The sequence below is a fragment of the Chondromyces crocatus genome (genome assembly GCF_001189295.1).
GTDB classification, from domain to species: Bacteria; Myxococcota_A; Polyangia; order Polyangiales; family Polyangiaceae; genus Chondromyces; species Chondromyces crocatus.
This window is the reverse complement of record NZ_CP012159.1, coordinates 809,403-833,093: the sequence shown is the minus strand read 5'-3', so window position 1 is coordinate 833,093 and position 23,691 is coordinate 809,403. Positions and strand designations below refer to the sequence as shown.

17 protein-coding genes are annotated in these 23,691 nt (G+C 65.8%); 12 read left to right on the top strand and 5 right to left on the bottom strand.

Annotated elements, in window-relative coordinates; genetic code table 11:
• Window positions 1-29 precede the first annotated feature (29 nt).
• Complete coding sequence (locus CMC5_RS03160) at window positions 30-1,847, top strand: FHA domain-containing protein (protein ID WP_156338111.1); 1,818 nt, start codon at window positions 30-32, stop codon at window positions 1,845-1,847.
• A gap of 1 nt (window position 1,848) precedes the next feature.
• Here CMC5_RS03160 and CMC5_RS03155 read toward each other — a convergent pair whose 3' ends face one another.
• The 5 genes from CMC5_RS03155 to CMC5_RS43935 form a co-directional block, all read right to left on the bottom strand.
• On the bottom strand, window positions 1,849-2,625 hold the full coding sequence (locus CMC5_RS03155) for a hypothetical protein (protein WP_156338109.1): 777 nt from the start codon (window positions 2,623-2,625) through the stop codon (window positions 1,849-1,851).
• A gap of 24 nt (window positions 2,626-2,649) precedes the next feature.
• On the bottom strand, window positions 2,650-3,174 hold the full coding sequence (locus CMC5_RS03145; RefSeq protein ID WP_050429018.1) for a M17 family peptidase N-terminal domain-containing protein: 525 nt from the start codon (window positions 3,172-3,174) through the stop codon (window positions 2,650-2,652).
• A 6-nt stretch (window positions 3,175-3,180) separates the two neighbouring features.
• Window positions 3,181-4,818, bottom strand: a complete 1,638-nt coding sequence (locus tag CMC5_RS03140; protein ID WP_050429017.1) for a thiamine pyrophosphate-binding protein — start codon at window positions 4,816-4,818, stop codon at window positions 3,181-3,183.
• Between the two features lie 23 nt (window positions 4,819-4,841).
• The gene (locus CMC5_RS03135; protein WP_050429016.1) at window positions 4,842-6,296 is read right to left on the bottom strand and encodes an MATE family efflux transporter; all 1,455 of its coding nucleotides are present in this window, start codon (window positions 6,294-6,296) and stop codon (window positions 4,842-4,844) included.
• Between the two features lie 78 nt (window positions 6,297-6,374).
• The gene (locus CMC5_RS43935; RefSeq protein ID WP_156338104.1) at window positions 6,375-6,824 is read right to left on the bottom strand and encodes a hypothetical protein; all 450 of its coding nucleotides are present in this window, start codon (window positions 6,822-6,824) and stop codon (window positions 6,375-6,377) included.
• Window positions 6,825-6,876: 52 nt separating this feature from the next.
• Here CMC5_RS43935 and CMC5_RS43930 point away from each other — a divergent pair, with 52 nt between their 5' ends.
• The 11 genes from CMC5_RS43930 (at window position 6,877) to CMC5_RS03075 (ending at window position 23,610) form a co-directional block, all read left to right on the top strand.
• Window positions 6,877-7,170, top strand: a complete 294-nt coding sequence (locus tag CMC5_RS43930; protein ID WP_156338101.1) for a hypothetical protein — start codon at window positions 6,877-6,879, stop codon at window positions 7,168-7,170.
• A gap of 754 nt (window positions 7,171-7,924) precedes the next feature.
• Window positions 7,925-9,070 (top strand): pyridoxal phosphate-dependent aminotransferase, encoded by a 1,146-nt coding sequence (locus tag CMC5_RS03125; protein ID WP_063796200.1) that lies wholly within the window; start codon window positions 7,925-7,927, stop codon window positions 9,068-9,070.
• 1,062 nt (window positions 9,071-10,132) lie between these two features.
• Window positions 10,133-11,362, top strand: a complete 1,230-nt coding sequence (locus CMC5_RS03115; RefSeq protein WP_050429012.1) for a Glu/Leu/Phe/Val dehydrogenase dimerization domain-containing protein — start codon at window positions 10,133-10,135, stop codon at window positions 11,360-11,362.
• Between the two features lie 17 nt (window positions 11,363-11,379).
• Window positions 11,380-13,617, top strand: coding sequence for a hybrid sensor histidine kinase/response regulator (locus CMC5_RS03110; protein WP_082362197.1), 2,238 nt, complete (start codon window positions 11,380-11,382; stop codon window positions 13,615-13,617).
• Window positions 13,617-14,453: a crotonase/enoyl-CoA hydratase family protein gene (locus tag CMC5_RS03105; protein ID WP_082362196.1), complete on the top strand. Its 837-nt coding sequence runs from the start codon at window positions 13,617-13,619 to the stop codon at window positions 14,451-14,453. Before CMC5_RS03110 ends, CMC5_RS03105 begins: the two co-directional genes overlap by 1 nt.
• A gap of 9 nt (window positions 14,454-14,462) precedes the next feature.
• Window positions 14,463-15,170: a hypothetical protein gene (locus CMC5_RS03100; protein WP_179955508.1), complete on the top strand. Its 708-nt coding sequence runs from the start codon at window positions 14,463-14,465 to the stop codon at window positions 15,168-15,170.
• Window positions 15,171-15,354: 184 nt separating this feature from the next.
• The gene (locus CMC5_RS03095; protein ID WP_050429009.1) at window positions 15,355-16,017 is read left to right on the top strand and encodes an HAD family hydrolase; all 663 of its coding nucleotides are present in this window, start codon (window positions 15,355-15,357) and stop codon (window positions 16,015-16,017) included.
• An 18-nt stretch (window positions 16,018-16,035) separates the two neighbouring features.
• On the top strand, window positions 16,036-17,652 hold the full coding sequence (gene larAH, locus CMC5_RS03090) for an NPN-dependent hydroxyacid isomerase, LarAH14/15/16 family (RefSeq protein WP_050429008.1): 1,617 nt from the start codon (window positions 16,036-16,038) through the stop codon (window positions 17,650-17,652).
• A gap of 12 nt (window positions 17,653-17,664) precedes the next feature.
• Entirely contained in the window at window positions 17,665-18,933 is a 1,269-nt protein-coding gene (locus CMC5_RS03085) for an aKG-HExxH-type peptide beta-hydroxylase (protein ID WP_050429007.1), read from the top strand.
• Window positions 18,934-19,354: 421 nt separating this feature from the next.
• On the top strand, window positions 19,355-22,723 hold the full coding sequence (locus tag CMC5_RS03080; RefSeq protein ID WP_169796440.1) for a M36 family metallopeptidase: 3,369 nt from the start codon (window positions 19,355-19,357) through the stop codon (window positions 22,721-22,723).
• A gap of 2 nt (window positions 22,724-22,725) precedes the next feature.
• Complete coding sequence (locus CMC5_RS03075; RefSeq protein WP_050429005.1) at window positions 22,726-23,610, top strand: 5'-3' exonuclease; 885 nt, start codon at window positions 22,726-22,728, stop codon at window positions 23,608-23,610.
• Window positions 23,611-23,691: the final 81 nt, after the last annotated feature.

Sequence of the window (23,691 nt, the reverse complement as noted above, 5' to 3'; positions counted from 1 at the left end):
CATCTATGGCGGAGCTGTCCCGCGCACACATGATCGAGATCCGCATCGGCTCCGGAGAGCCGCAATGCCAGCGGATCATCCCAGGCGAACCGATGGGCCCCCTGCTGGTCGGCACCAGCGGCGCCTGGATGCTTTCAGCCCCGGGGGTCGCAGCCGAGCACGCGGAGTTCTACTTCGATGGCGCTCAGCTCTTTCTGCGCAGTGTCGACATGGTCGCTCCGACCATGGTGAATGGTCAGGCCGTGCTCGGCGTCTGGACCCCCCTGGACCCATCGAGCGAAGTCCTGCTCGGAGGCGCCAGGTTGTGGTTCGGACCAGATCCGTCAGCGGGGGGCTATGCATCCATGAACCACGCACAGCTGCTCGAGGACGACGACAACGTGGCGACTCGGGTCGCTGATCAAGCGCAGGAGAATGCCTGGGGTGATGTGAGCGAGATGGTCCGGCGCGGGATGGAAATCTCGCGCTCGCGAGCGCCTGAGCCAGCGATTGCACCTCTGCCTCCCCCCTCTCCGGCCTTCTGGCCAGCAGCTGAGCCGAGCGCGGCGCCACCGCACGAGGAGCACGGCGGCCCCTCGACCACCAAGCGCACCGACGACTCGGGGATGACCAAGATCGAGCCTGTCGAGAACGTCGAGCGGCGACGTGAAGTCTCGATGGCAGGTCGCCGCTTCGGCGACCCGTCGATGTCGGGCAGCAACTACCCGAACGCGGCGTACATGTCCGGCGCGGCTCCGCTCACCACCTCGGGCAGCAACTACCCGAACGCCGCGCACATGTCCGGCGCGGCTCCGCTCGCCACCCCGGGCAGCAACTACCCGAGCGCCGCGCACATGTCCGGCGCGGCTCCGCTCACTACCTCGGGCAGCAACTACCCGAGCGCCGCGCACATGTCCGGCGCGGCTCCGCTCGGCTTCGCCGGAAACGGCTATCCGAGCGTCGCTCACCTGTCGGGTGCAGCTCCACTCACGACCTCAGGCAGCAACTATCCCAGCGCTGCGCATCTGTCTGGAGCCGCCTCTTTGATCTCGTCCCAAAGCAACCCTCCTCAAGGGATGTTCGGGCAAGGAGGAGGGCCTGCCGCCATGAGCCTTTCTGGTGGGCTGGTGCGGACCGAGGTCCTTGGCAGCTCGCCCATGCCTTCCTTCGGTGCGCCTCCTTCGCTTCGCTCTTTCGGTGCGCCTCCGAGCACCGCGCCTTCTGCGATGGAAGGCGCTGCGATGCGACAGACGGGGACCTACCAGCAGGTCGCCTCGCCGATGCTCACCCAGAGCGCACGCTTGGAGCAGAGCACCACCGCTGGCGATGCAGAACGGGCAGCCCAGAAGTCCGCCTGGCAAGCCTTGTCGGGTCCCAAGAAAGCGCTGGTCTTCCTGTCGCCGCTCATCGTGGCGGCAGCCGTGGTGCTGTTCCTGGGCGACGAGCTGGGCCTTCAGCCTCCACCCAGATCACCTCAAGCGGCAGCGCAGACGGGCGGAGCGCCGAAGACGACGAACGCGGCTCCACCTGGAGACGCGCCCCAGCCGAGCGCCGTCGTGGATGCAGAGCCTCCGTCGCCGGCGCCCACTGCAGCCGGACCATCGCCATCGTCGGGCCCTGACACGGACACCCCCGTCGCACGCAACGCCGGCTCGTCCAAGCTCCTGTCACCGACCGCAGCGCCCGCAGACTCTTCGTCCAAAACCGAAGCCAGCAAGACACTCCAGCGGTTGGCGGCCGATGCCGTCGCGGGAGGCGCTTATGGTCGGGCGGCGGAGCTTTACCAGAAGCTTGCGAAAGAGCACCCGAACAAGCCTGCGTATGCCGAAGCCGCAGAGATCATGCGCGTGAAGGCTGGTCTGAGGTAGCTCAGTTCTGGGCTCGAGTCCGCAGAGCGTCGATCGCGCTCAGGAGCTCGGGGTCCTTTGCATGCAAACAGCAGGTGTTCCGGCGGCTACAAGGGTTTTTGAGCAGCTCCAGCTGTTGCAAGCTTCGGGTGTCCCCGTCCTCTCGAACGCGCGAGAAATGCTGGCTCTTCTGCGCGCAAGACGCCATGCGTAGATCGTAGGCGACGCGCATGGCGGGCGTTCCACGCGCGCGGATCGCGGGATCGGCGAGGAGCGCCGCCGCTCGCACCGAAGCGCGGGAACCTCCATGGGCGATCACGAGCTGGTACAGGAGATCGATCCCGTGGGTCCCCATTCGATTCTCGATGAGATCGAAGAGCCTATCGGCATGTTCGCCCCGGCCTGCCGTGATGACCATCAGGACATCGATGATGGCACTCCGAAGCTTGCGATCCGCACCAGCATCCGGGTCGAGCTGGAGGAGCTCCTCGACGTCGGCAACGAAGGCCGGGAACTTCCCGGTCTCCAGATCGCGCTGGAGCTTCGCTCTCACTTCCCTCACCGCGCTCCTTTCGGATGGTGGAGAAGGGGCAACCTGCGGCGCACTCGTCGTGCTCGTCGTCAGCGCCGGTGTCTCGCTCGGCTCCGAGACGGCTTCCGCCTCGGGTTCGGATGAGGCGAGCGCGCGGATCCCCACGGCGCCGAAGATCAACAAGCTCGCAGCGATCAACCCCGCGCAGCCCAGCACGAAGGACGAAGGGAGAGGGGTGGAGAACGAGCCTGAAGGGGAGCGGTGCATGACGGGACCTGTCAGGCGAGCAGACTAGAGCGCCCGTCGAAGGCGGCGGCGTTGCTCGATCATGTGTTGCGCGATCTGCTGCTTTCCTTCTGCGCCCTCCACCAGCATCCAGAGATCTTCACCTTCCCGCTCTCGCTCGGCGCAGTCGAGGAGCGCATCGGTCGCTGCTTCGGCTCGAATCAGACGGTCTTGCCGCCCCGGCAGCTCCACCACCGCGACGCGAGCCCCCAGGCAACGCAGGGTGCTGAGCATCCGGTTGACGATGGCCACGAAGACAGATTCGTCGAACGCAGCCCGCGTCCCCGCGCCGAACAGGATCAACTTGTCCAGGCTCATGCGCGGCTTGCCCGGAAGCATCACGACTTCACCCAGCTCACCCGTCACCAACCCACGCCGCTGGAGCTCCGAGATACGACCACCGAGCCGCCAGTCGCAGAGGCCGGCCACTCCATGCGCAGGCCGGATGTCTGCCCAGACGGGGCAGGCCAGCACCTCGGCGTCGAGCATGTCGAGGCTGGCGAGATCGGGGGAAACGAACCTGAGCTCCACGCTGGTTCAGACGCTGATCGCGCCCTTGCGGAAATCGCTGCGCGCGATCTTCACGTTGACGCAGGCGGGCTTGCCACACCGAAACGCCTCGTCGAGGGCTGGCCCGAGATCCTCGATCCGTTCCACCCAGGCGCCGAACCCTCCGACCGCTTCCACGACCTTCTCGTAGCGCGTGTAGGCCAGGCTGGTCGCAGGAGCTCGCGTCTCACCGTACAGATCCACCTGCCCTCGTCGGATCTGCATCCAGGCCGCGTCGTTTCCAATCACGGCGATCACCGGGATGTTCTGCCTCACCATCGCCTCGAATTCGAGCGCATGGAGGCCGAACGAGCCATCGCCATACATGATGACCACGTTCGCGTCGGGGCGAGCGAGCTTGGCCGCCATGGCATATCCAGGACCCACACCGAGCGTCCCCAGCGGACCCGGGTCCATCCAGATCTGCGGCCATTCGAGCTTCAGCACGTACGCGGCAGTGGCCACGAAGTCGCCACCATCACCGATCACGATGTCGTCTCGCTTCAACCTCTTCCCGACCTCGGCGCAGACACGGAGGGGGTTCGGTGGGCTGTCGGCGCTCTCGATCTCCGCGAGCATCTTGGCGCGAGACTTGTCTTCGGAGGCACGGACGGCAGCCAGCCAGGACTCCGCGCGCTTCTCCGGCAGCTCGCCGAGGAGCTGCTCGAGCACGACGCCGCTGTCGCCATGAATGGCGACATCGACGCGCCTGTTCCTTCCAGCCTCGCTCCCGTCGAGGTCCACCTGCACCACCTTGGCGCCCGGGTTGATGGCGCGGCCGTACTCGAGACGAAAATCGAAAGGCGTCCCCAGAACCACACAGAGATCGGCCTGCGAGAGGGCGAAGCGTCGGGAGCGGGTCATCAGCCGCGGGTGCTCGTAGGGGAGCGCGCCACGCGCCATTCCATTGAGGTAGTAGGGCGCCTCGATGGCATCCGCGAAGCGCGCGAGGATGTCGCGATTCGGCGACCAGCGCAGCTGCGTCCCCACGATGAACATCGGACGCTCTGCCTCCCGCAGCAGACCAGCTGCGCGCCGGATCGAGGCCGGGTCACCACCAGGCCGCGCAGGCGAGATGCCCCCCTCGGCCGTGGGAGCCGTGGGCGGAGCGGCGTCGTCCGCAAAGTTCATCAGCAGGTCGAGCGGGATCTCGAGGAACACCGGGCCCGGGACGTTGGACTGAGCAATACGGAACGCCGAGTCCACGTACTCCTGGATACGATCCGTCGAGGGGACCGACGTGCTCCACTTGGTGATGGGGCGCATCAGCTCCACGTGGTTCATGTCCTGGAGCGAGCCCATGTCGGCGAGCAGTCTCGGTCCAGCACCACCGATGACCACGAGCGGGATGCCAGCGCGCTGCGCGTTGGCCACGGCCGTCACGACGTCCGTCACCCCGGGTCCTGCAGTCACGGCGCAGACGCCAGGGCGGCCTGTCGCTCGGGCGTAGCCATCCGCTGCATGGCCAGCCGTCTGCTCGTGCCTGACATCCACGACACGGATGCCATCATCGAGGCAGCCATCATAGATGGCCTGGATGTGACCGCCGCACAGGGTGAACAGGTGCGTCACCCCGTGCCGGGCGAGCGCCTTGGAAACGAGCCTTCCGCCGTGGACCTGAGCCATGGCCTCCTATACCACGGAGCGAGCTACACGGAGATCTCTCGCCACCGCCCGCGCGCCCAGATGGCTCCGAGCATCGCGCTCCGCACCATCCAGTCCGCCGTACTGCCCACCCAGACGCCGACGAGACCGTATCCGAGCTTGATCGCGAGCAGCCACGTCACCACGAGGCGTACGACCAGGGAGGAGACGAGCGTCACGACGAAGACAGCTCTCGTCGCCCCCGCAGCGCGAAGTGCTGTACCGATCACCATGGCGAAGGCCATGAAGGGCTGGGCCACCGCAGCGATGTAGAGCGACGATGCCCCGAGCGCGACGATCCCCTCATCCTGGGTGAACGGCTGGATGAGGGCCCTGGGGACGAGGGCGAAGACCAGGCCGAACGCAGAGAGGAGCACGATGGCGAGGCCTGCGGAGGTGCGACCCGCAGAGGCCGCCTCACGCGGATTTCCCTCCCCGAGCTTCTGCGCGACGAGGGCCCCTGCAGCGATCCCGAACCCCTCGGCGGACAGAAAGCACACCGACTCGATGCTGACCAGCGCCTGGTTCGCAGCCATCGCGGCCGCGCCAAGCAGCCCGATCATCACCACGAATCCCGTGTAGCCGGCCTGGTAGGTCGCGCGCTCTGCGAACGCGGGGAGGGACACCCGCAGGACACGGTTCAACGCATCCCTGAAGGCTCGCTGACGGTGCTCGACCCCTTCACGCCGGAAGAGCGGGAGCGGACTGCCTCTTGCTGAGAGCACGGCAATCAGCAGGAGCCCCTCGATCGCCATCGTGGCCGCCGTACCGACGGCAGCGCCACGCAGTCCCATCTCGGGCAACCCGAACCAGCCGAAGATAAGCAGCGCGCTCAGGATGACGTTGACGACGTTCCCAGCAGAAGCCGCGAGCAGCGGCGTTCTCGTATCTCCTGCCCCCTGCAACGCCGACGCGGCGACCGCCTCCAGGAATGCCAACGGCAGCACCGGGAGCACGATCTGCAGGTAATCATCCGCTTGAGCGATCACCTCCGCGTCGGCCTGTGGAAAGAGCAGCCTCAGCATCGCTCCCTTCGTCCACAGCAGCGGCCCGGCCACGAGGACTCCGAGCGCGGCAGCAAACACGAGAGAGGCTCGCACTGCCGCCACGGCTCCGGCGCGATCGCGCGCCCCGATGGACCTGGCGACGACCGCGAGGGTCCCAGCCGAGGTGGCGCTGCACATGGAGATGATCGACCACGTGAGGGTCGTGCAGATCTGGGTCGCCGCAAGCGCCGTGGTGGAGTGCCGACCCACCATGGCTCGGTTCACCAGGAACACCAGCGTCAGCAGAAACATGTGGGTGATGGCAGGCCAGGCCAGCGCCCACACCTGTCGAGCGACCTCCAGACGCGCCGAGCCCGGTCCGGGACGCCCAGGCACGAAAAGTCGGCCCACTTGCTCCGCTTTCTCCTCTCGCGCCAGCGGCCGATCCAGGGTCGGTGCTCCTGACGTGCTCATGCTTCGAGAACGCTGCCGCAGCGACGAGCGTTCCATGATCGTCAGAGAATGTAGCGACTCGTGGCGCCGCAGCTCGCTTCAGCGAGCCACGGGCGGGATCGGATCCAGCACCTCAATCGCTTCACCGAGAGCGATCTCGCCCTTCTTGATGAGCTTCACACTCAGACCGAGCGATCGATCCGCGGCCCCATCGCCATTGGTGTCCAACCACGCAATCGTCATCCCCTCGGTGCCCCCTTTGAACGCCTGCCACTGGATCTGGAAGGCTTGAGGCTCGCTCTGACGAAAACTCGTGCAGCCATAGACCGGCGACCGATAGTCGTTCGGCCCACTCGTATACGCACTTCCCTTGAGCTGAGAAAAGCTGGGCGGGATGGCAGGCGCCGTCCCAGGGAGCTCACCGATCACCGTGCGCGCACAGCCTCGGACGCCTTCGGCAAATTGCCAGAGTGCCGCGCGAGCGGCCGCTTCGGAGGTCGAGGGGGGTGACTCGTCGACATCCCCCTGGCGTGGAGAGGGTGTTTCCACGGATTCATGAGGAACCGGGGCGCTCCCTGGACTCCGCTCTTCGGAGGATCGGGTGAGCAAGAAAGCCGTGATCGCGATGATGGTGATGATGCTCATCACGATGGCAACGATGAGGCCTGTCTGGGATCCATGCGCCGTCGGAGACGACGGAGGAGGCACCTCGTCTGGGAGAACATTTGCGACGTGCGGAACGAGGGGAGGGCTTGACGTGGGCCGTGGGTTCGAAGGTGAGCTGTCCGCCGCCGCAATCGTCCACGGAGCTGGCGTGCTCGGGGAACTCGGAACCGCCGAGGAGGTGTTGAAGGGGACCTCTGCGGGCGGCGCAGGCGTCGGACTGACGAGGTGAGCCCGTTGCTCCCTCTGCGCAGGGGGTTCGGGTCCAGCATCGCCGTCCTCGATCAGCGCTTCAGGAGCCAAGGTCTCCACGCGACCAGCGCTGGGCGCTCGGCTCGGCACCAGCATGACCGAGGTGGGCAGCGAGTCACGATCACTCGAGGAGAGAATCGGCGTTGGCGCAAAGTCCTGCTCGAAGCTCTCCGGGGTGGCCTCGGGAGGTGCCGCTGGCACCCGAGGGTTTCCGAGCCCTTCGACGAGAGGGTCTACCGGCGCTGCGTCGCCTGGAGGCGGCGGCTTCGTCGGCGCCTCGTTGGAGGCGAGACCAGGTTCCTCCCGTGGAGGCACCTTCGCTCCCTTGCCGAAGCCTGCCGCCCTCGCCGCCAGCAACCGGCTGATGTCCTTCGCAGAGAGCGAAGCGGTCGCACCGGCTACCCCGGGCCCCACACTCTCGAGGAGGGCATCGAGCTCGTCGGTCCCCATGGCCCGTGTCGGCTCGTCGTCGGCCTGGGGCGGCGGCGGCCGCAGCGGTGTCGGTCTGCTGGCTTCGGGCACACCGCCCGCGCTTCCAGCTCCGGCCGAACTCGGGTCTTGTCTCGATCCGGTCCCCACGACCCGAAGGTTACTACGCCTTCCGGGGCGGACGCACAATCGCGGTAACCTGAGGTGACCAACCTCTCGTCACCTTTCACTCGCCCGGTGCGGCGGCTCACGCATCAACGGGACTCGTCCCGCGCGTCGTCCTCAACCATCCCCCTGGAGTGTTCATGCGCCTCGGAAAACGCTTGGCAAACCTCGTCATTTCGGACATCCGCGCCATGAGTCGGGCCTGCGAGGCGGTCTCCGGCATCAACCTCGGCCAGGGAATCTGCGATCTCCCCACCCCGCCCCCCGTTGCGGATGCGGCGCGTGCCGCCATCCAGGACAACAAGGTGATCTACACCGCCCCTGAGGGCATCGCCCCCCTGCGGGCCGAGATCGCCGCAAAAATACAGCGGTGCTACGGCCTGAGTTACGACCCCACCAGCGAGGTCGTGGTCACGTCCGGAGCAACGGGAGCATTCGCCGCCACGCTCCTCGCGCTCTTCGACCCAGGAGACGAAATCATCCTCTTCGAGCCCTATTATGGCTACCACCTCAATACCGTCATCGCGTTTGGGCTGACCCCTGTCCTTGTCCCGACCCGACCACCGAACTGGACCTTCGAGCGCTCCGATCTCGAGCAGGCCATCACCTCCCGAACGCGGGGCATCGTGGTCTGCACGCCATCGAACCCGAGTGGAAAGGTGTGGTCGACGGCAGAGCTGGATGCCATCGCTGAATTTTGTGAGGCGCATGATCTCATCGCGATCACGGACGAGATCTACGAGCACATCATCTTCGATGAGGCGAAGCACATCCCGCTCGCGACCCGTCGGACCGCGCGAGAGCGCACGGTCACGATATCGGGCTTCTCCAAAACGTTTGCCATCACGGGCTGGAGACTCGGTTATCTCAGCGCGCCGCGGGAACTTTCGCAGCGAATCACAGTTATCCACGACCTGCTGTACGTCTGCGCCCCCACGCCTCTTCAGTATGGGTTGATTGCGGGGCTGGGAATGCAGGATGGGTATTACACCGAACTTTCGACCTCTTATGCGCGGAAGAGGTCGATCCTGTGCGATGCCTTGCAAGCATCTGGCCTCACTCCTTATGTGCCCAAAGGAGCCTACTATGTGCTCGCAGACATCCGCCGGCTGGCCGCACCCAATGCCAAGTCCGCCGCCCTTTTGCTCCTCGAACGCACGGGTGTGGCCTCCGTCCCAGGCACGTCGTTCTTCGCAGATCCCGTGGGAGAGACCCTGGTGAGGTTCTGCTTCGCCAAGGAAGATCACGTTCTCGAAGAGGCAGCGCGGAGGTTGCGCGCACTCTAGGGGGAATTGCGCTCCACCACCGTCTCGCGGTCACATTGCCCCACCCACGCCTCTCCTGCGTCGCGCTTTTCGCGGGCCAGGAACGATACAAAGTGAGGTCGTCGAGAAAGTCGCCGCACAAGGTGCAACGTCGAGTGACATTCGCATCACGGCTTACACCGATCCTGCTGCGGGATTTTCTCTTTCACAGGAGCGCGGCTTCAGTTATCCCGGAGATTGGTGGCGCTGGCGCGCCAGATGGGAGTGGGTAGCCGCCATGTCGAAACAAAGTGATTACAATAGGGTATTTCGGATCCCTATTGTGATGGCACTCGATTGTTCTCCATTGTTACTGAGCCGCTGCCGCAAGGTCGCCATGAGGAGACGGCTCCTCGTCCGCACCTGCGAGTCAGCATCCGCGTGGAAGACGGCCATTGCATTGAGACCACAAGTGATCGTCGTACCCAGTCATCTGCACGATCGCGAACCGGATCGATTCATCCTGCTTGCCAATGAGGCAGGTGCGCGCCTCGTCGTGCTCGAGTCCGAACAGCTGCCTCTGGAGGAGCTTGCGGGACACCTCTCCTCCGCGCTGTGCGATGCGGCCCAAGCGCGTGCTTAGCAGGCAACACGAGTGCTCATGCCCTGCGGGACTCTCCTCGGGGACCGCAGTGTGCCTGCTGGGCGCGAGGGGAGATCCCTCATGAGAATCAACGCCAACGCTCGGCGCTGTCAGTGCGCTCGTCGGAACGGTGAGCTGGTGTCGACGCGCGTCGAGAACGGCCTGACCCATCCTGTTCGAGTGCGTGCTTCATCCCGACACGCTCCTCATCCCCACGCGAACGCTCGACGCTAGCGCCGCGCGATCCCCCACGTCCGAGCCCTCCGCCACAGATTTCGAGCGCTACGTCACAAGGACGCTCGCCTGGGCGCTCTCGCTGGTCCGAAAGCGCCTGACCTCGACCGAGTCGGGCTTTCGCTCCCGCGGGGTGCATGCGACCCTGCGCAGACCCTGTCCCGGAAGCATCGGAAGGAGGGAGCAGAACCCACCGCACTTCCGGGACGATTCGGAACGGAGGGAGCATGTCCAACTCGTTCGCCGATGTGAACCGTTACTTCGAGCGCGCAGCCTCAATCCTGGGGCTCTCGGAGGCGGTGAAGAAGCAGCTCGAGACGCCGCACCGCGAGATCCGGGTGGAGTGCAACATCCGCATGGATGATGGCACGATCGGAACGTTTACCGGATTCCGCGTCCAGCATGACAATGCACGCGGCCCCTTCAAGGGCGGGCTTCGCTTCCATCCGGAAGTGGAGATCGACGAAGTCCGGGCGCTCGCGTCGCTCATGACCTGGAAAACGGCGGTCGTCGGCATCCCCTACGGAGGGGCCAAGGGGGGAATCACCGTCGATCCGGCCACCCTCTCTCGGGGGGAGCTCGAGCGGCTCACCCGGAAATTCACGGCCGGCATTCACGAACTCATCGGCGATACGGTCGACATTCCGGCTCCCGACGTGAACACCAACGCTCAGGTGATGGCATGGATCATGGATGAGTATTCCAAGTTCCATGGTTTCCGGCCCGGCGTGGTGACGGGCAAGCCGGTCGATCTTTTCGGCTCGGTGGGACGTGAAGAGGCGACCGGCCGCGGTGTCATGATCGCCACAGAGGAGCACCTCAAGTCACAAGGCAAAACCCTCGCTGATGCGACTTACATCATTCAGGGTTTCGGCAATGTGGGCAACAACGCGGCCCGGCTCATCGCAGGCGCCGGCGGAAAAATATTGGGTATCGGGGATCACACTGGCTCGTACTACGACCCGGCAGGACTCGACATTTCAGGTGCGCTCGCCTGGCAGGCGACTCATCGCTCGCTCGCGGGCTGGAAGGCCCCCAGCGTGCAGCGGGAAGCGCTCGTCCTTCAGCGCGGTGATGTGCTGATTCCCGCGGCGCTCGGCGGAGTGATCACCCCCGTCGTCGCTCGTGAAGTTCAGTGTTCACTCATCGTCGAGGGAGCCAACGGCCCCACCACGCCGGATGCCGACGAAATTCTTCATCGGCGAGGGATCACCGTCATTCCTGATATATATGCCAACGCGGGGGGCGTGACCGTGAGCTACTTCGAGTGGGTCCAGAACATTCAGCAGTTTGCTTGGGATGAAGCGCGTGTACGGCGAGAGCTCGAGACGATCATGCGCCCCGCCTACGCAAAGCTCGCGGAGGTAGCCCAGGCGCACTCGGTCGACATGCGGACCGCGGCGTTCATCGTTGCGATCGACCGAGTCGCTCGAGCCACAGAGCTGCGCGGCGCTTAGCGTGACAGGGGGGGGAAATGAACGAAGTGTCTTGTCAGGTCACACGCGCGTTGCTCGATGCGGCGCGCGTGGAGGGGTTCTCTTCAGAACAACTATTTCACGGACGACGCTTCTCGCTGGAGAGGCTCAGCGATCCGAAGAGCCGCGTCGACTGGGATACGTTCGCGACACTCTGCGATCGACTCGAGGCCATCTGTCAGAGCCCCGAGCAAGCCGCCCGTATCGGCGCCGGGCTTTTGACGGCTCCTCCTCACGATGTCGTACGCCGTCTGGCCGGCCTCCTCGCAGACGCTCGCGACGTCTACGACCTCGCGGCCCGCTGGATCGTGCCGCTCGCGTTCCTTCACATGCAGACCACGCTCTGCCGAGAGCCCGACGGGCGGCTCCTCCTGGCGATGGAGTTTCCCTCATGTTTTCGCTCGGGCCGTAGCTTCTTCCGCATCTGCCGCGGCGCCATGGCAGCCACACCCACGCTGCTCGGCCTCCCCTGGGCTCCTGTCGAGGCCCACATCGAGGACCACCGCGCCACGTACACCATCACGCCTCCTCCTCCGATGCCGCTGCTCGAGCGCGCCCGACGCGGCTCGCGGGCCTTGCTCGGCCTTCGAGCCCTCACGGAAGAGATGGCCCGCATGCGCGCGGAGCTTCAGGAGGCCCATGTGGCGCTGCTTCGCAGCAAGCAGGATCTCCAGGGCGTCCTCGAAAGCATCCCCGACCTCGTCCTCATTCATCGCGACGGGCTCGTGGTCTGGGCCAACCAGGCGGCGGCGAGGTGCTTCGGCGCGGAGCAGGTCGACGAGCTGGTCGGTCAGAGCGGCCTCGACTTCGTGCATCCCGACGATCGCGAGCGCATGCTCGCACGCTCACACAGACCGATCGACTCTCCTGCGCTCGCCGCCCATGACGAGCTGCGCTTCCTGAGAAGAGACGGGGAGATCGTGACGATCGAGGCGGCCCCCGCGCGCGAGATCCTCTTCGAGGGCGCGCCTGCACGCCTCGTCGTCGCCCGCGACGTCAGCGAGCGCCGCCGGATGCAAGAGCAGCTTCTCGTCACCGAGCGCATGGCATCCCTCGGGACGCTCGCCGCCGGCGTGGCACACGAGATCAACAATCCGCTCGCCTACATGGCGCTCAACCTGGAAGTCGCAGCGCGTGAGCTGTCTCAGATCAACGATCGACGACTGACCAAGGCCGAGAACTCGATCACCGATGCCATCGAAGGCTCCTCGAGGGTGCGCGCCATCGTCGGCGATCTCAAGATGTTCGCGCGAACGCGCAACGATCCCTCACCCGTCGATGTTCGCGAGATCGTCGACTCTGCAGCCGCGCTCGCCGCCAGCGACCTGCGCAGACGCGCTCATCTGACGCGTGTCTATGGCTCCACGCAGCTCGTTCTGGGCAACAAAAGCCGGCTCGGACAGGTCTTCCTCAACCTCTTGCTCAACGCCATCGACGCGATCGAAGAAGGCGATCCCGAGCACAATGAGATCCGGATCCGCACGTCGATGGACGGTGCCAGGAAGGTCATCATCGAGGTGAGCGATACGGGCAGTGGCATCCCCGAAGCCACGCTACCTCGTATCTTCGAGCCCTTCTTCACCACCAAGCCACCAGGTCGTGGTACCGGCCTGGGGCTCGCCATCTGCCGCCACATCGTGAGTGAACTCGGTGGAGAGCTCACCGCCCGCTCCATCGAAGGCGAAGGCTCCACCTTCCGCGTGGTTTTGCCTGCCGCTGTCGAATCACATGCCCCGACGCTCGGGGACGCGAACGCATGCGAGCCCAGCCTCCGCGTAGCGCCTGCAACACCATTGCTCAGCATCGCACGTCCCCGCCTGCTGATCGTGGATGACGAACCGGCCCTGGTGCGCTCCCTCGACACGGCCCTCAGCGATTACTATGACGTGACGACGGCGACGAGCAGCCGCGTCGCCTTGGAAATCGCGAGAGAGGGATATTCATTCGACGCCATCCTCTGCGACCTGATGATGACTGGAATGACGGGGATGGATCTCGTCGAAGCGCTCACCTCGATCCGGCCCGAGCTTTGTAATCGCTTCGTCTTCATGACCGGGGGTGCCTACACAGCAGAATCCCGCCGCTTCCTCGCACTCACGGCGCACCGCTGCCTCCTCAAACCATTCAGCATCCGAGAGGCGCTCGAGGCGCTCGCGAGCGTCACGGCCCGAAGGCAACCTGGCCGAGTCCAGGCCAACGACATCGACGAGCGCACAGCAAGCGAGGAATCTGCTTGATGACCGTTCATTACCGCGTCACCGACACCATTGCCCTGGTCACACTGGACAGGCCGGAGGTCCGCAATGCCGTGGATGGCCCGACCGCCGCCGCCCTCGCTGACGCTTTCCGACGCTTCGACGCCGACCCGGCGGCCAAGGTCGCGGTCTTCACGGGCGCTGGCGACACGTTTTGCGCAGGCGCTGACCTGAAGGCGCTGGCTTCCGGTCACGGGAACCGGGTGGAGCCGGAAGGAGACGGCCCGCTGGGGCCCACACGGATGCTGCTGTCGAAACCCGTCATTGCCGCGATCGAAGGGTACGCAGTGGCTGGCGGGCTGGAGCTCGCGCTCTGGTGTGACCTGCGAGTCGCCGCCGAGGACGCCGTCCTCGGCGTGTTCTGTCGCCGGTTCGGGGTTCCACTCATCGACGGCGGGACGGTCCGATTGCCTCGTCTCATCGGGCTGAGCCACGCGCTCGACCTGATTCTGACGGGCCGCGCCGTGGGCTCGGAGGAGGCGATTCGCATGGGGCTCGTGAACCGCGTCGTCCCGCGGGGCGAAGCGCTGAACGCCGCAATGGACCTCGCGACACAGCTCGCAGCGCTCCCGCAGCAATGTCTACGAGAGGACCGGCTGAGCGCGTACGAACAGGCGGGGATGACGCTGGAGGACGCACTGGAAAACGAGCTGCAGCACGGCATCGCCAGCCTGGCCGAACCAGAGTTCCGCGAAGGGTTGTCCGCCTTCGGTGCCGGGGAAGGGAGACACGGCGCAGCCCCGCGGCGTAAAGCCGTATCGCAATGGCTCGACGGACCCGAGCGCGCGCCTCGTGCTCCCAGGGAGACGGTGGGCTAACCTCGGCCCATGGGCGCAAGGAAACGGGCGGCCGCGCTGCTCTGGCTCTGCATGACGTTCGCCGCGGTGACGACGCCCTCGCTCGCGCAGCCGGTCGCGAAGCCTGCCCCGAAAGCGGTGATGGTCGATCGGGTGGTGGTTCGCTGGCATTCACCTGAAACGGGAGGCGAAGACCGGCCACAGTTCATTTTCGCGCGCGAGCTGGCCTTCGAAGCTCGCCTCGAGGCGCTGGCGGATCCAGATCAGGAGGCAGCGTCGTTCCTGGACCGTCACGTCCGCGCTGCGATGGATCGGCACATCGCCGAGACGATGCTGGCGAGCTTGACGACGGATCCTTCCCCCCGGCCCGAAGAGATCGCGGCACGCGCCGAGGCCGCCCGGGAGGCGCTCATTCAGCGTGTTCGAGGCAAAGAACGACTGCTGGCGGCGATGCGCGCAGAGGGGTTCGCTTCGGACGAGCTCGACACCTTCCTCCGTCGGCAAGCGCGTGCGAGCCTCTACCTCGATCGAATGGTCACACCCATGCTGGAACCGAGCGAGTACGAGCTGCGAGCCGCGCTGCGCTCGGGCTCGACGCCGTTCAAAGATCAGCGGTTCAGTGACGTCTTGCCTCTGCTCAAGCGCTGGTATGTGAGCCAGCGGCTGGCCCAAGCGCTGGACACCTACTTCCAGAATGCGCGTGCGCGCGTGGTCGTGAGCCTGTTGCGAGCCAGATGACCATGACGCCGGTGTCGCTGGATCTCTTGAGGCGGGCGCCGGTCCTATGTCGTCGAGACGCACGAAGCGGCTGAGCGGATGACGCTGCCGTCTGCCCCTGGATCACGGGCGCGGAGACACCGCGTAGAGCTATTCGCGTCGCCTTACCCTTGACTCGACCGGCCTCCAAGGGGATCTCCCTGCCATGCCGGCGAGCTACTTCGATGTGGACGGCACATTGATCACGACGAACCTGGTGCACCCGACGCTATTTTACATGCTCAACCAGCCAACGCCGCTGCACAGCGTCGCGAAGCTCGGGCGAGCGATCGTGAAGGCGCCCTGGATGGTACTGGCCGAGACCCGTGATCGACGCCTGTTCAATGAGATGCTTTTCACGTCGTTCGAGGGCGTCTCGGAGGACAGGTTGGTGTGCCTGGCGGAGGAGACCTTCGACAAGGTGATGAAGCCAGCCATCCTCCCCAAAGCGCGTGACCTGGTCCGATGCAGCCTCGACAAGGGGCACGACGTCGTCCTCATCACCGGCGCACTGGATTTCCTCGCCAACCGGCTCCGAGATCACCTCGGCGCGACCGACGTGATCGCCAACCGGCTGGAGATCAAAGACTTCTTCGCCACCGGCAAGCTGCTCCGGCCTGTGGTCGCCGGCCCCGAGAAGGCTCGGCTCGTCCGCGAGCACGCGCGGGCCAAGGGACACAACCTGGACGAGTGCTTCGCCTACTCGGACAGCTACTCCGACGTCCCGATGCTGTCTGTCGTCGGCTACCCGGCAGCGGTCAACCCCGACCGCCGCTTGAAGCTCCTGGCTCAAGCCTACCACTGGCCCATTCTCGATCTCGCCGCCTGATTCGGAGCCATTCATCCCATGAGTCATCCTTGCGTCGTCACCCTCGATAGCCGCAGCGCCCCGCGCACGCTCTTCTCCGGCGATCAGCTCGTCGAGGTCGACCTGCCGACCGGCACCCGCGTCATCTATCCGAAGCCGCCCCTCGAGGCGCTCAAGAACGTGGACGCGGCGATCCGCTACGCGATCAACCATCCCTACAACTCCGAGCCGCTCTACGCGAAGCTCCGCCCAGGGATGAAGGTGACCATCGCGGTCGACGACATCTCCCTGCCACTGCCTCCGATGAAGCGCCCCGACATCCGCGAGCGCGTCATCACCATCGTGCTCGATCTCCTGAACGACTACGGCGTCGACGACGTGGAGATCATCATCGCCACGAGCGTGCATCGCCGCATGAAGGACTGGGAGGTCCGGCACATCGTCGGCGACAAGATCTTCAACGCCTTCTGGCCGAAGAAGCTCTACAACCACGACGCCGAGAACCTCGCCAACATGAAGTACATCGGGACCACCGATGAAGGCGAGGAGGTGGAGATCAACCGGCGAGCCGCCGAGAGCGATCTCATCATCTATGTGAATCTCAACCTCGTGCCCATGGACGGCGGCCACAAATCGGTCGCCGTGGGTCTGTGCGGATACCGCAGCCTCCGCGCACACCACAATCCCCGCGTCATGCGCGATTGCCACTCCTACATGGATCCCAAGACGTCGGCATTGAATACCAGTGTCGTGCGCATGGGCAGGCTGCTCAACAAGAAGGTCAACGTCTTCACCATCGAGACGACGATCAACAACCGGATGTTCGATCGGCCCCTCGAGTTCCTGGCCAAGAACGAGGACGACCTCACCCCCAACGAGCGGAGCGCCTTGAGGGCCCTGCGCTTCACGCTGTCGAAGGTTCCTCAGCCGGCGCGCCAGGCCATCTTCCAGCGCGTGCCGTCCCCCTATGGTGTGACGGGTGTGTTCGCTGGAGAGACGGAGGCTGCCCACGAGCACACGCTGCGGCGCAGCTTCGATCAGTACTGCGTGCCCGTCGTCGGCCAGGCGGACATCCTCGTCACGGGCATTCCGTACATCAGCCCGTACAACGTGAATTCATTCCTCAATCCGCTGCTCGTCCAGGTAATGGCCAGCGGCTATCTCTTCAATCTCTACCGCAACGTCCCCATGGTGAGAAAGGGGGGGACGATGATCATCCTCCACCCCTGCACGGACCTCTTCGACAACGAGCACCACGCGCCCTACATCGAGTTCGTGCACCGCCTGCTCCCCGAGACGCGCGACGCGATGGAACTGCACCAGCGCTACGAGAAGAAGTTCGCTCAGAACCCCGCTTACCTCGAGATGTATCGGTTCGGTCACGCCTACCATCCGACCCATCCCTTCTTCATGTGGTACTGGGGCGAAGCCGGCCGACAGCACCTCGGACGCACCATCGTGGTGGGGGCCGACAACGAGTACATCCCGCAGCTGCTGGGATGGGAGACGGCGCGAACCATGGATGAGGCCCTGCGCATGGCGAAGCAGACGGCTCCCGCAGAGCCGGAGATCATGTGCTTGCACGCGCCTCCGATCATGATGGCCGAGATGTCCCTGGGGCGCCGTCCGGCGCTCGCGGAGGCGAGCGGCGGCTAGAACGCACCCAGCATGTCGCCGCCGCCCCCCCTCGCTCCGCCTCGAGATCTCACGATTCCCGAGCCGGGCTCGCACACGGCGCGCGACATCCTGTCCCGCGCCATCCGACGCTCCCTCGGCGAGTTGCCTCAGGTGGGGCGCGGCCTCTCTCTTTCACCAGGGGTTCGCGCCGATCTCTCCTCTTTTCAGCCGTGGATTCGGCTGGCGCTGGCGCAGCATCCGGGCGCTGTCGCGAGCGCAGTCCGCCGACCCACGGCGGGCGCCCTCATTCGCTGCCTCCGGCCTGGTCGCCTTCCGGCCGCGCGCGCGGAGGCCGCCTTGTCGGAGCTGCTCGGCCTCCTGTACCTCGAGCTGGCAGCGCAAGAGGCCATGCCTCGAAGCGCGCGGATGCAGCACCCACCGCGACAACTCGTCTCCTTGCTCGCGCAGGCCTCGGTCGAACTCCCTGCCGACACGACGGAGCTGCTCTTCCAGAACGGGAGGATGAAGGTCGGCTTCGGCGCCCACGAACCGCTCTCCCTGCCCCTCGATGGCTGGGCTCGCGGTTCGGTCGAGGCGCTGAGCGCAAAGGGCGTCCGCGTCACCGCGCCGTACCATCCCCTCGAGCGCGGGCTGGTCCTCGCCCTGGCCGACAACAACCCTGTCGCCATGGACGAGGCGCACCCCGACAAGGAAGGGAATGCCGTGTCCCTCGGAGGACGACCCATCCAGAGCTGGCGCGAGCGCTTGCGAGCGGCGCTCGACATCATCGATCGGTACATGCCGGAGCTACGTCGGGAGATGGAGCTCTTCCTGCACCAGATCGTGCCCGTCGGATACGACGAGGAGAGGCACATGTCTGCTTCGTTTCAGGAGTCGCTGGGGACCATCTACATGTCGCTCCACCCCAGCGTGATGACCCTCACCGAGGCCCTGATCCACGAATTCTCCCACAACAAGATCAACGCGCTCTTCGAGCTGGACGCGGTGCTGGAGAACGCCTTTTCCCCACTCTACACCTCGCCGGTTCGCCCTGATCCTCGCCCGCTCCACGGCGTGCTCCTCGCCGTGCATGCCTTCGTGCCGGTCGCTCGTCTCTACGAGCAGATGATCCAGTCGCGCGATCCCCTGGCTCGGCCGGAGGCTTTCGAGGCGCGCTACGAGCAGATCCGGACGATCAACCGCGAAGGAACGAAGGTGCTGCTCGACAACGCCCGCCCCACGATCACAGGCCGTGGCGTGCTGGCAGAGCTCGAGCGTTGGGACGAACATTTCGGACGGCGTGCGGCAGCACATTCGTGACGCAGCGCATGGCCGAGGGCCTTCTTCCCTCGGCCATGGCGCAAGATTAGTCTCTCCTTGCCCTGGAGCGTGCGACGCCCCCAATCCTCGCAACTCCGCCCGAACACTGGGCCCAGGGTTCTTGTCTGTCCGACTGGAGTCACCGATGCGACGATCCCTCCGCCTCGCGGCCCTCACGGCCCCCCTGCTGGCCGCGTCCCAGGCTCACGCCGTTCCCCAGCCCAACTTCGATGCTTCCTTTCAGCGACCCGTCGAGGCATCGATGGTCCGAGCAGGTGCACCGAACGATCCGACGGTTCGCGCCATCGTGACGGCGACAGACCCTCGCAATGGCCTGCCCACCTTCGTCTGGGGAGCAGCAGAGACCTCGACAGTGCGAACACCGCAAGCTGGTCCCCCCGCCAGAGCGGCTCGCGCGCACTTGAAACGCCACGCGGACCTCTACCGGCTCTCTCCCGCGGCCCTGGCCACGGTGCAGGTGGAGCGCGTTCATGACACCGGACGTGGCGGCATCATCGTGACGTTCCGTCAGCGTGTGGACGGCATCGAGGTCCACCGGAACGAACTCGACGTGCTGCTCAAGCGGGATCTGTCGCTCGTGGCGATCTCTGGCAACCTGCACCCGTCGGCCGTCAGCGGCTACAGCCGAGACGCCAGCGCCAAGCTCTCGCCAGAGCAGGCCATCGCGGTGGCGCTCCATGATCTCTTCGGTGCCAGGATTGCGGAAGGGCAGGTCGTCGACACGAAGAGGACCAAGGGCGACTACCGCTACTTCGACCTCAGCGAGGCCGCCGTCTCCACGACGGGCTTGCGCCTGTCGCGGCCGGCTCGCGTGAAGGAGGTCTATTTCCCTCTCCCGGATCGCTTGCAAGCGGCTTACTTCCTGGAGGTCGTCGGCGATGCTGGCAGCGGCAGCGAGCCAGCCGCCTACGCCTATGTCATCGCCGCCGGCGATGGGCGGCTGCTCTACCGACAGAACCTGACGCTCAAGGCCTTCGATTATCGGGTCTGGGCTAAGGAGAGTAGCGAGCCCACCCCGCTGGCCGGCCCTCATGCGGACTTCATGCCGCATCCGACCGGCTCACCCGATGGCTCCACGCCCAGCTTCACCGCCCCCGTCCTGATCAACACCAATGGCTTCAACACCAACCCGGACGGTACCTTCGATCCCTGGCTCTCGCTCACCGCGACCACGACCTCGGGAAACAACGTCGACGCCTACGCTGATCTGAACAGCCCTGACGGCTACAGCGCCGGCGACGTCCGGGCGACGATCACATCCCCTCGGACCTTCGACCGCACCTACGACGTGAACGCGGACCCACGTGTGAACCAGGACCAGATCATGGCCTCGGTCACGCAGCTCTTCTTCGTGAACAACTTCCTTCACGACTGGTACTACGACTCGGGGTTCGACGAGGCGTCCGGGAACGCGCAGAACGACAACTATGGCCGCGGAGGCCTGGGAGGTGACGCCCTGCTCGCGGAAGCGCAGGACTACAGCGGCACCGACAACGCCAACATGCAGACCTTTGCGGAAGGGGACAGCCCCATCATGCAGATGTATGTGTGGCGATCGTCGGGGGGATCCGCCTCTCTGTCGGTTCAACCCCTGAACGCCAGCCTGCCCAACGAGGTGGCCGAGTTCAGCCTGTCGACCTTCGACATCAACGCTCCCCTCGTCCTGGTGAATGACGGGGCAGGCACCCTGACCGACGCCTGCACGGCGCTGGTGAACGCCGCTCAGGTGGCAGGGAATGTGGCGCTCATCGATCGGGGCAACTGTACGTTCACGAGCAAGGCGATCGCCGCACGGAACGCCGGGGCGGTGGCCGTGCTCATCGCCAACAACGAGCAGGGCGGGCCGCCGATGGCTATGTCCGGGGACGCCAGCGTGAACATCCCGGTGGTCAGCGTCTCGCAAGCGAACGGCGCGGCCTTGAAGTCGGCGCTGCAAGCTGGCCAGGTGACGGTCAACCTGTCGCGGCAAGGCTCCCCGACCCGGGACGGCACCATCGACAACAGCATCGTCGCGCACGAGTGGGGTCACTACCTCCATCACCGGCTCGTTGCCTGCGGAGCGACGCAGTGCGGTGCCCAGAGCGAAGGCTGGGGTGATTTCGTGGCGCTCCACATGCTTCTCGATGAGCAGCACGACGTCTCCGGCGCCTTCCCTCTCGCGGTCTACGCGACCGCTGCCCTCGAGGACGCTTACTTCGGGATTCGCCGCGCGCCGTACTCGCACAACTTCGGATTCAACGGGCTCACGTTCCGCCACATCGCCAACGGGGAGCCACTGCCGAGCAATCATCCGATCCTCAACTTCGGGAGCAACGCCTCGGTCCACAACGCAGGAGAGGTCTGGACGTCGATGCTGTTCGACGCCTACGTCGGCCTGCTGCAGGCCCACCCCTTCGCCGAAGCCAAGCGACGGATGGGCGACTACATCGTCGCCGGGATGAAGCTGGCTCCCGTGGAGCCGACGTTCACGGAGCAGCGCGACGCCATCCTCGCGGCTGCCGCAGCGAACGACACGACGGACCTCGTCGCCCTTGCCCGAGGCTTTGCCCGCCGCGGCGCCGGGACGTGCGCAGTCTCTCCCTCGAAGGGCTCCTCCAACCTCAACGGCGTGGTGGAGGATTATGACATCCGGCCGAATTTCAGCATTCATGCCATCACCCTCGATGACGGCATCGAGTCCTGCGACAACGACGGCATCCTCGACCGGAACGAGACGGGGCGGGTCACCGTCGAGATCCTGAACACGGGGGTGGCCGAACTCACCGATGCGCGCGTCGACCTCTCGACGATCCACCCTGGCGTCCGCTTCCCCAGCGGATCCACCGCCCAGTTCGCGACCGTTCCCCCCTTCTCCTCGGCCGTGGCGACTGTCGAGATCGCGCTCGACAGCACCGTCGTGGCGCCCGAGGACGTGCTGCTGGACGTGACGCTCACGAGCGCCGAGACCTGCGCCCCCCAGCGCTCGCAGTCACTGCTCCGCAAGGTCCACTACGACGTGGTTGCCAACAGCAGCCGCACCGACGACGTCGAGAGCGAGGACGTCTCCTGGACGCCAGAAGGCTCGGTCGACGCTGTCTGGTATCGCGAGCGGCAGGAAGGCGCCAGCAACCACCACTGGCGTGGCATCGACTTCGGTGCCATCTCGGACACCAGCCTCGTGTCACCTGACCTGATCGTGAGCTCCGATCAGCCCTTCGTGATCGCGTTCAAGCACGCGTTCAAATTCGAGTTCAGCGAGTCGACGGCGTGGGACGGCGCCGTGATCGAACTCAGCACCGACGGCGGTGCGACCTGGAGCGACCTCGGTCAGTACACGGATCCAGGCTACCCGGGCCGGATCACGGACCTGTCCGGGAACCCCCTCGCGAACCGCCGTGGGTTCGTCGACGAGAGCCCTGCATGGCCTCAATACAACGACATGCGGTTCGATCTGGGGACGACGCTCGCTGGCCGGACGGTCCAGGTTCGCTTCCGCATCGGCACAGACCAGGCCGTGGGTGATGAGGGCTGGCAGATCGACGACATCGCGTTCTCTGGCATCACCAACAGCCCCTTCCCGACGATCGTGGAGGATGGCGGGAGCTGCGGCCCCAGCGGCGAGCCCGGGACGGGTGGCAGCGGCCCGGGAGACCCCCTGGTGGTCAACCCCGACGGCTGCGGCTGCAGCGTGATCGGGAGTGACACGGGCTCCGATCCGAAGCCCTACTTGCTCTCGCTCGCAGCCGCGCTCGGCCTCGCACTCCGCACGCGAAGGCAACGACGGAGCTAGCCATGCGCCTGCACCTCATCGATGGCACGTACGAGCTGTTTCGAGCGCATTACTCCAAGCGCCCGCCGCTCCGTTCCCCGGATGGACAGGACGTGAAGGCCACGGTGGGCGTCGCCTCGTCGTTGCTCGCCCTCCTGCACGAAGAAGCCGAGGCGGTGACGCACCTCGCCGTCGCCTTCGACAACCCCATCCGATCGTTCCGCAACGATCTCTTCCAGGGGTACAAGACGGACGACGGTGTCGACCCGGCGCTCCTCGCGCAGTTCGATCAGGTGGAATCCGCGGTCCGCGCGCTCGGTATCGTCGTCTGGTCGATGGACCGCTTCGAAGCGGACGACGCGCTCGCCACGGCCGCGACTCGGTTCCGCGAGGCGGTGACGCAGGTGAGGATCCTGACGCCAGACAAGGACCTGGGGCAGTGCCTCGAAGGTCACCGGGTGGTCCAGGTCGACCGCACTCGGAAGCGTGAGATCGACGAGTCCACCCTGCGCCAGACACGCGGCGTGAGGCCGGATCAGGTCGCGGATTTCCTCGCCCTGACCGGCGACGAAGCGGATGGGATCCCGGGCGTGCCCGGGATCGGAGAAAAGACTGCGGCGGCGCTGCTGTCGGCGTTCGGCCATCTCGAAGGGATCCCCGCCTCCCCAAAGGAGTGGCCTGCTTCCGTGCGCGGCGCCGAGAGGCTTGCGAAGACGCTCGCCGAGCAGCGCGACGCCGCGCTGCTCTACCGTCGGCTGGCCACCCTCGTCACCGATGTTCCTCTCCGCGAGGAACTCGATGCGCTGCGACACCGCGGCGTGCCCCGTCATCGGTTCGAAGCGTGGTGCGACGAGCTCGGGGTTCGAACGTTGAGGACGCGCCCCACACGCTGGGCCGAAGGCGACTGAAGAAGCCAGCCGAGTGACACGCGGCCGCCCTCCCCCTTCCCCTGGACGGTTCACCGCCCACCAAGCCGCGCGGAGAACGCA

Excerpts from the sequence above, each read along its gene's own strand:
- CMC5_RS03160 (WP_156338111.1), top strand. The coding sequence starts at position 30 with ATGATCGAGATCCGCATCGGCTCCGGAGAGCCGCAATGCCAGCGGATC.
- CMC5_RS03155 (WP_156338109.1), bottom strand. The coding sequence starts at position 2,625 with ATGCACCGCTCCCCTTCAGGCTCGTTCTCCACCCCTCTCCCTTCGTCC.
- CMC5_RS03140 (WP_050429017.1), bottom strand. The coding sequence starts at position 4,818 with ATGGCTCAGGTCCACGGCGGAAGGCTCGTTTCCAAGGCGCTCGCCCGG.
- CMC5_RS03135 (WP_050429016.1), bottom strand. The coding sequence starts at position 6,296 with ATGAGCACGTCAGGAGCACCGACCCTGGATCGGCCGCTGGCGCGAGAG.
- CMC5_RS03125 (WP_063796200.1), top strand. The coding sequence starts at position 7,925 with ATGCGCCTCGGAAAACGCTTGGCAAACCTCGTCATTTCGGACATCCGC.
- CMC5_RS03115 (WP_050429012.1), top strand. The coding sequence starts at position 10,133 with ATGTCCAACTCGTTCGCCGATGTGAACCGTTACTTCGAGCGCGCAGCC.
- CMC5_RS03110 (WP_082362197.1), top strand. The coding sequence starts at position 11,380 with ATGAACGAAGTGTCTTGTCAGGTCACACGCGCGTTGCTCGATGCGGCG.
- CMC5_RS03105 (WP_082362196.1), top strand. The coding sequence starts at position 13,617 with ATGACCGTTCATTACCGCGTCACCGACACCATTGCCCTGGTCACACTG.
- CMC5_RS03100 (WP_179955508.1), top strand. The coding sequence starts at position 14,463 with ATGGGCGCAAGGAAACGGGCGGCCGCGCTGCTCTGGCTCTGCATGACG.
- CMC5_RS03095 (WP_050429009.1), top strand. The coding sequence starts at position 15,355 with ATGCCGGCGAGCTACTTCGATGTGGACGGCACATTGATCACGACGAAC.
- larAH (WP_050429008.1), top strand. The coding sequence starts at position 16,036 with ATGAGTCATCCTTGCGTCGTCACCCTCGATAGCCGCAGCGCCCCGCGC.
- CMC5_RS03085 (WP_050429007.1), top strand. The coding sequence starts at position 17,665 with ATGTCGCCGCCGCCCCCCCTCGCTCCGCCTCGAGATCTCACGATTCCC.
- CMC5_RS03075 (WP_050429005.1), top strand. The coding sequence starts at position 22,726 with ATGCGCCTGCACCTCATCGATGGCACGTACGAGCTGTTTCGAGCGCAT.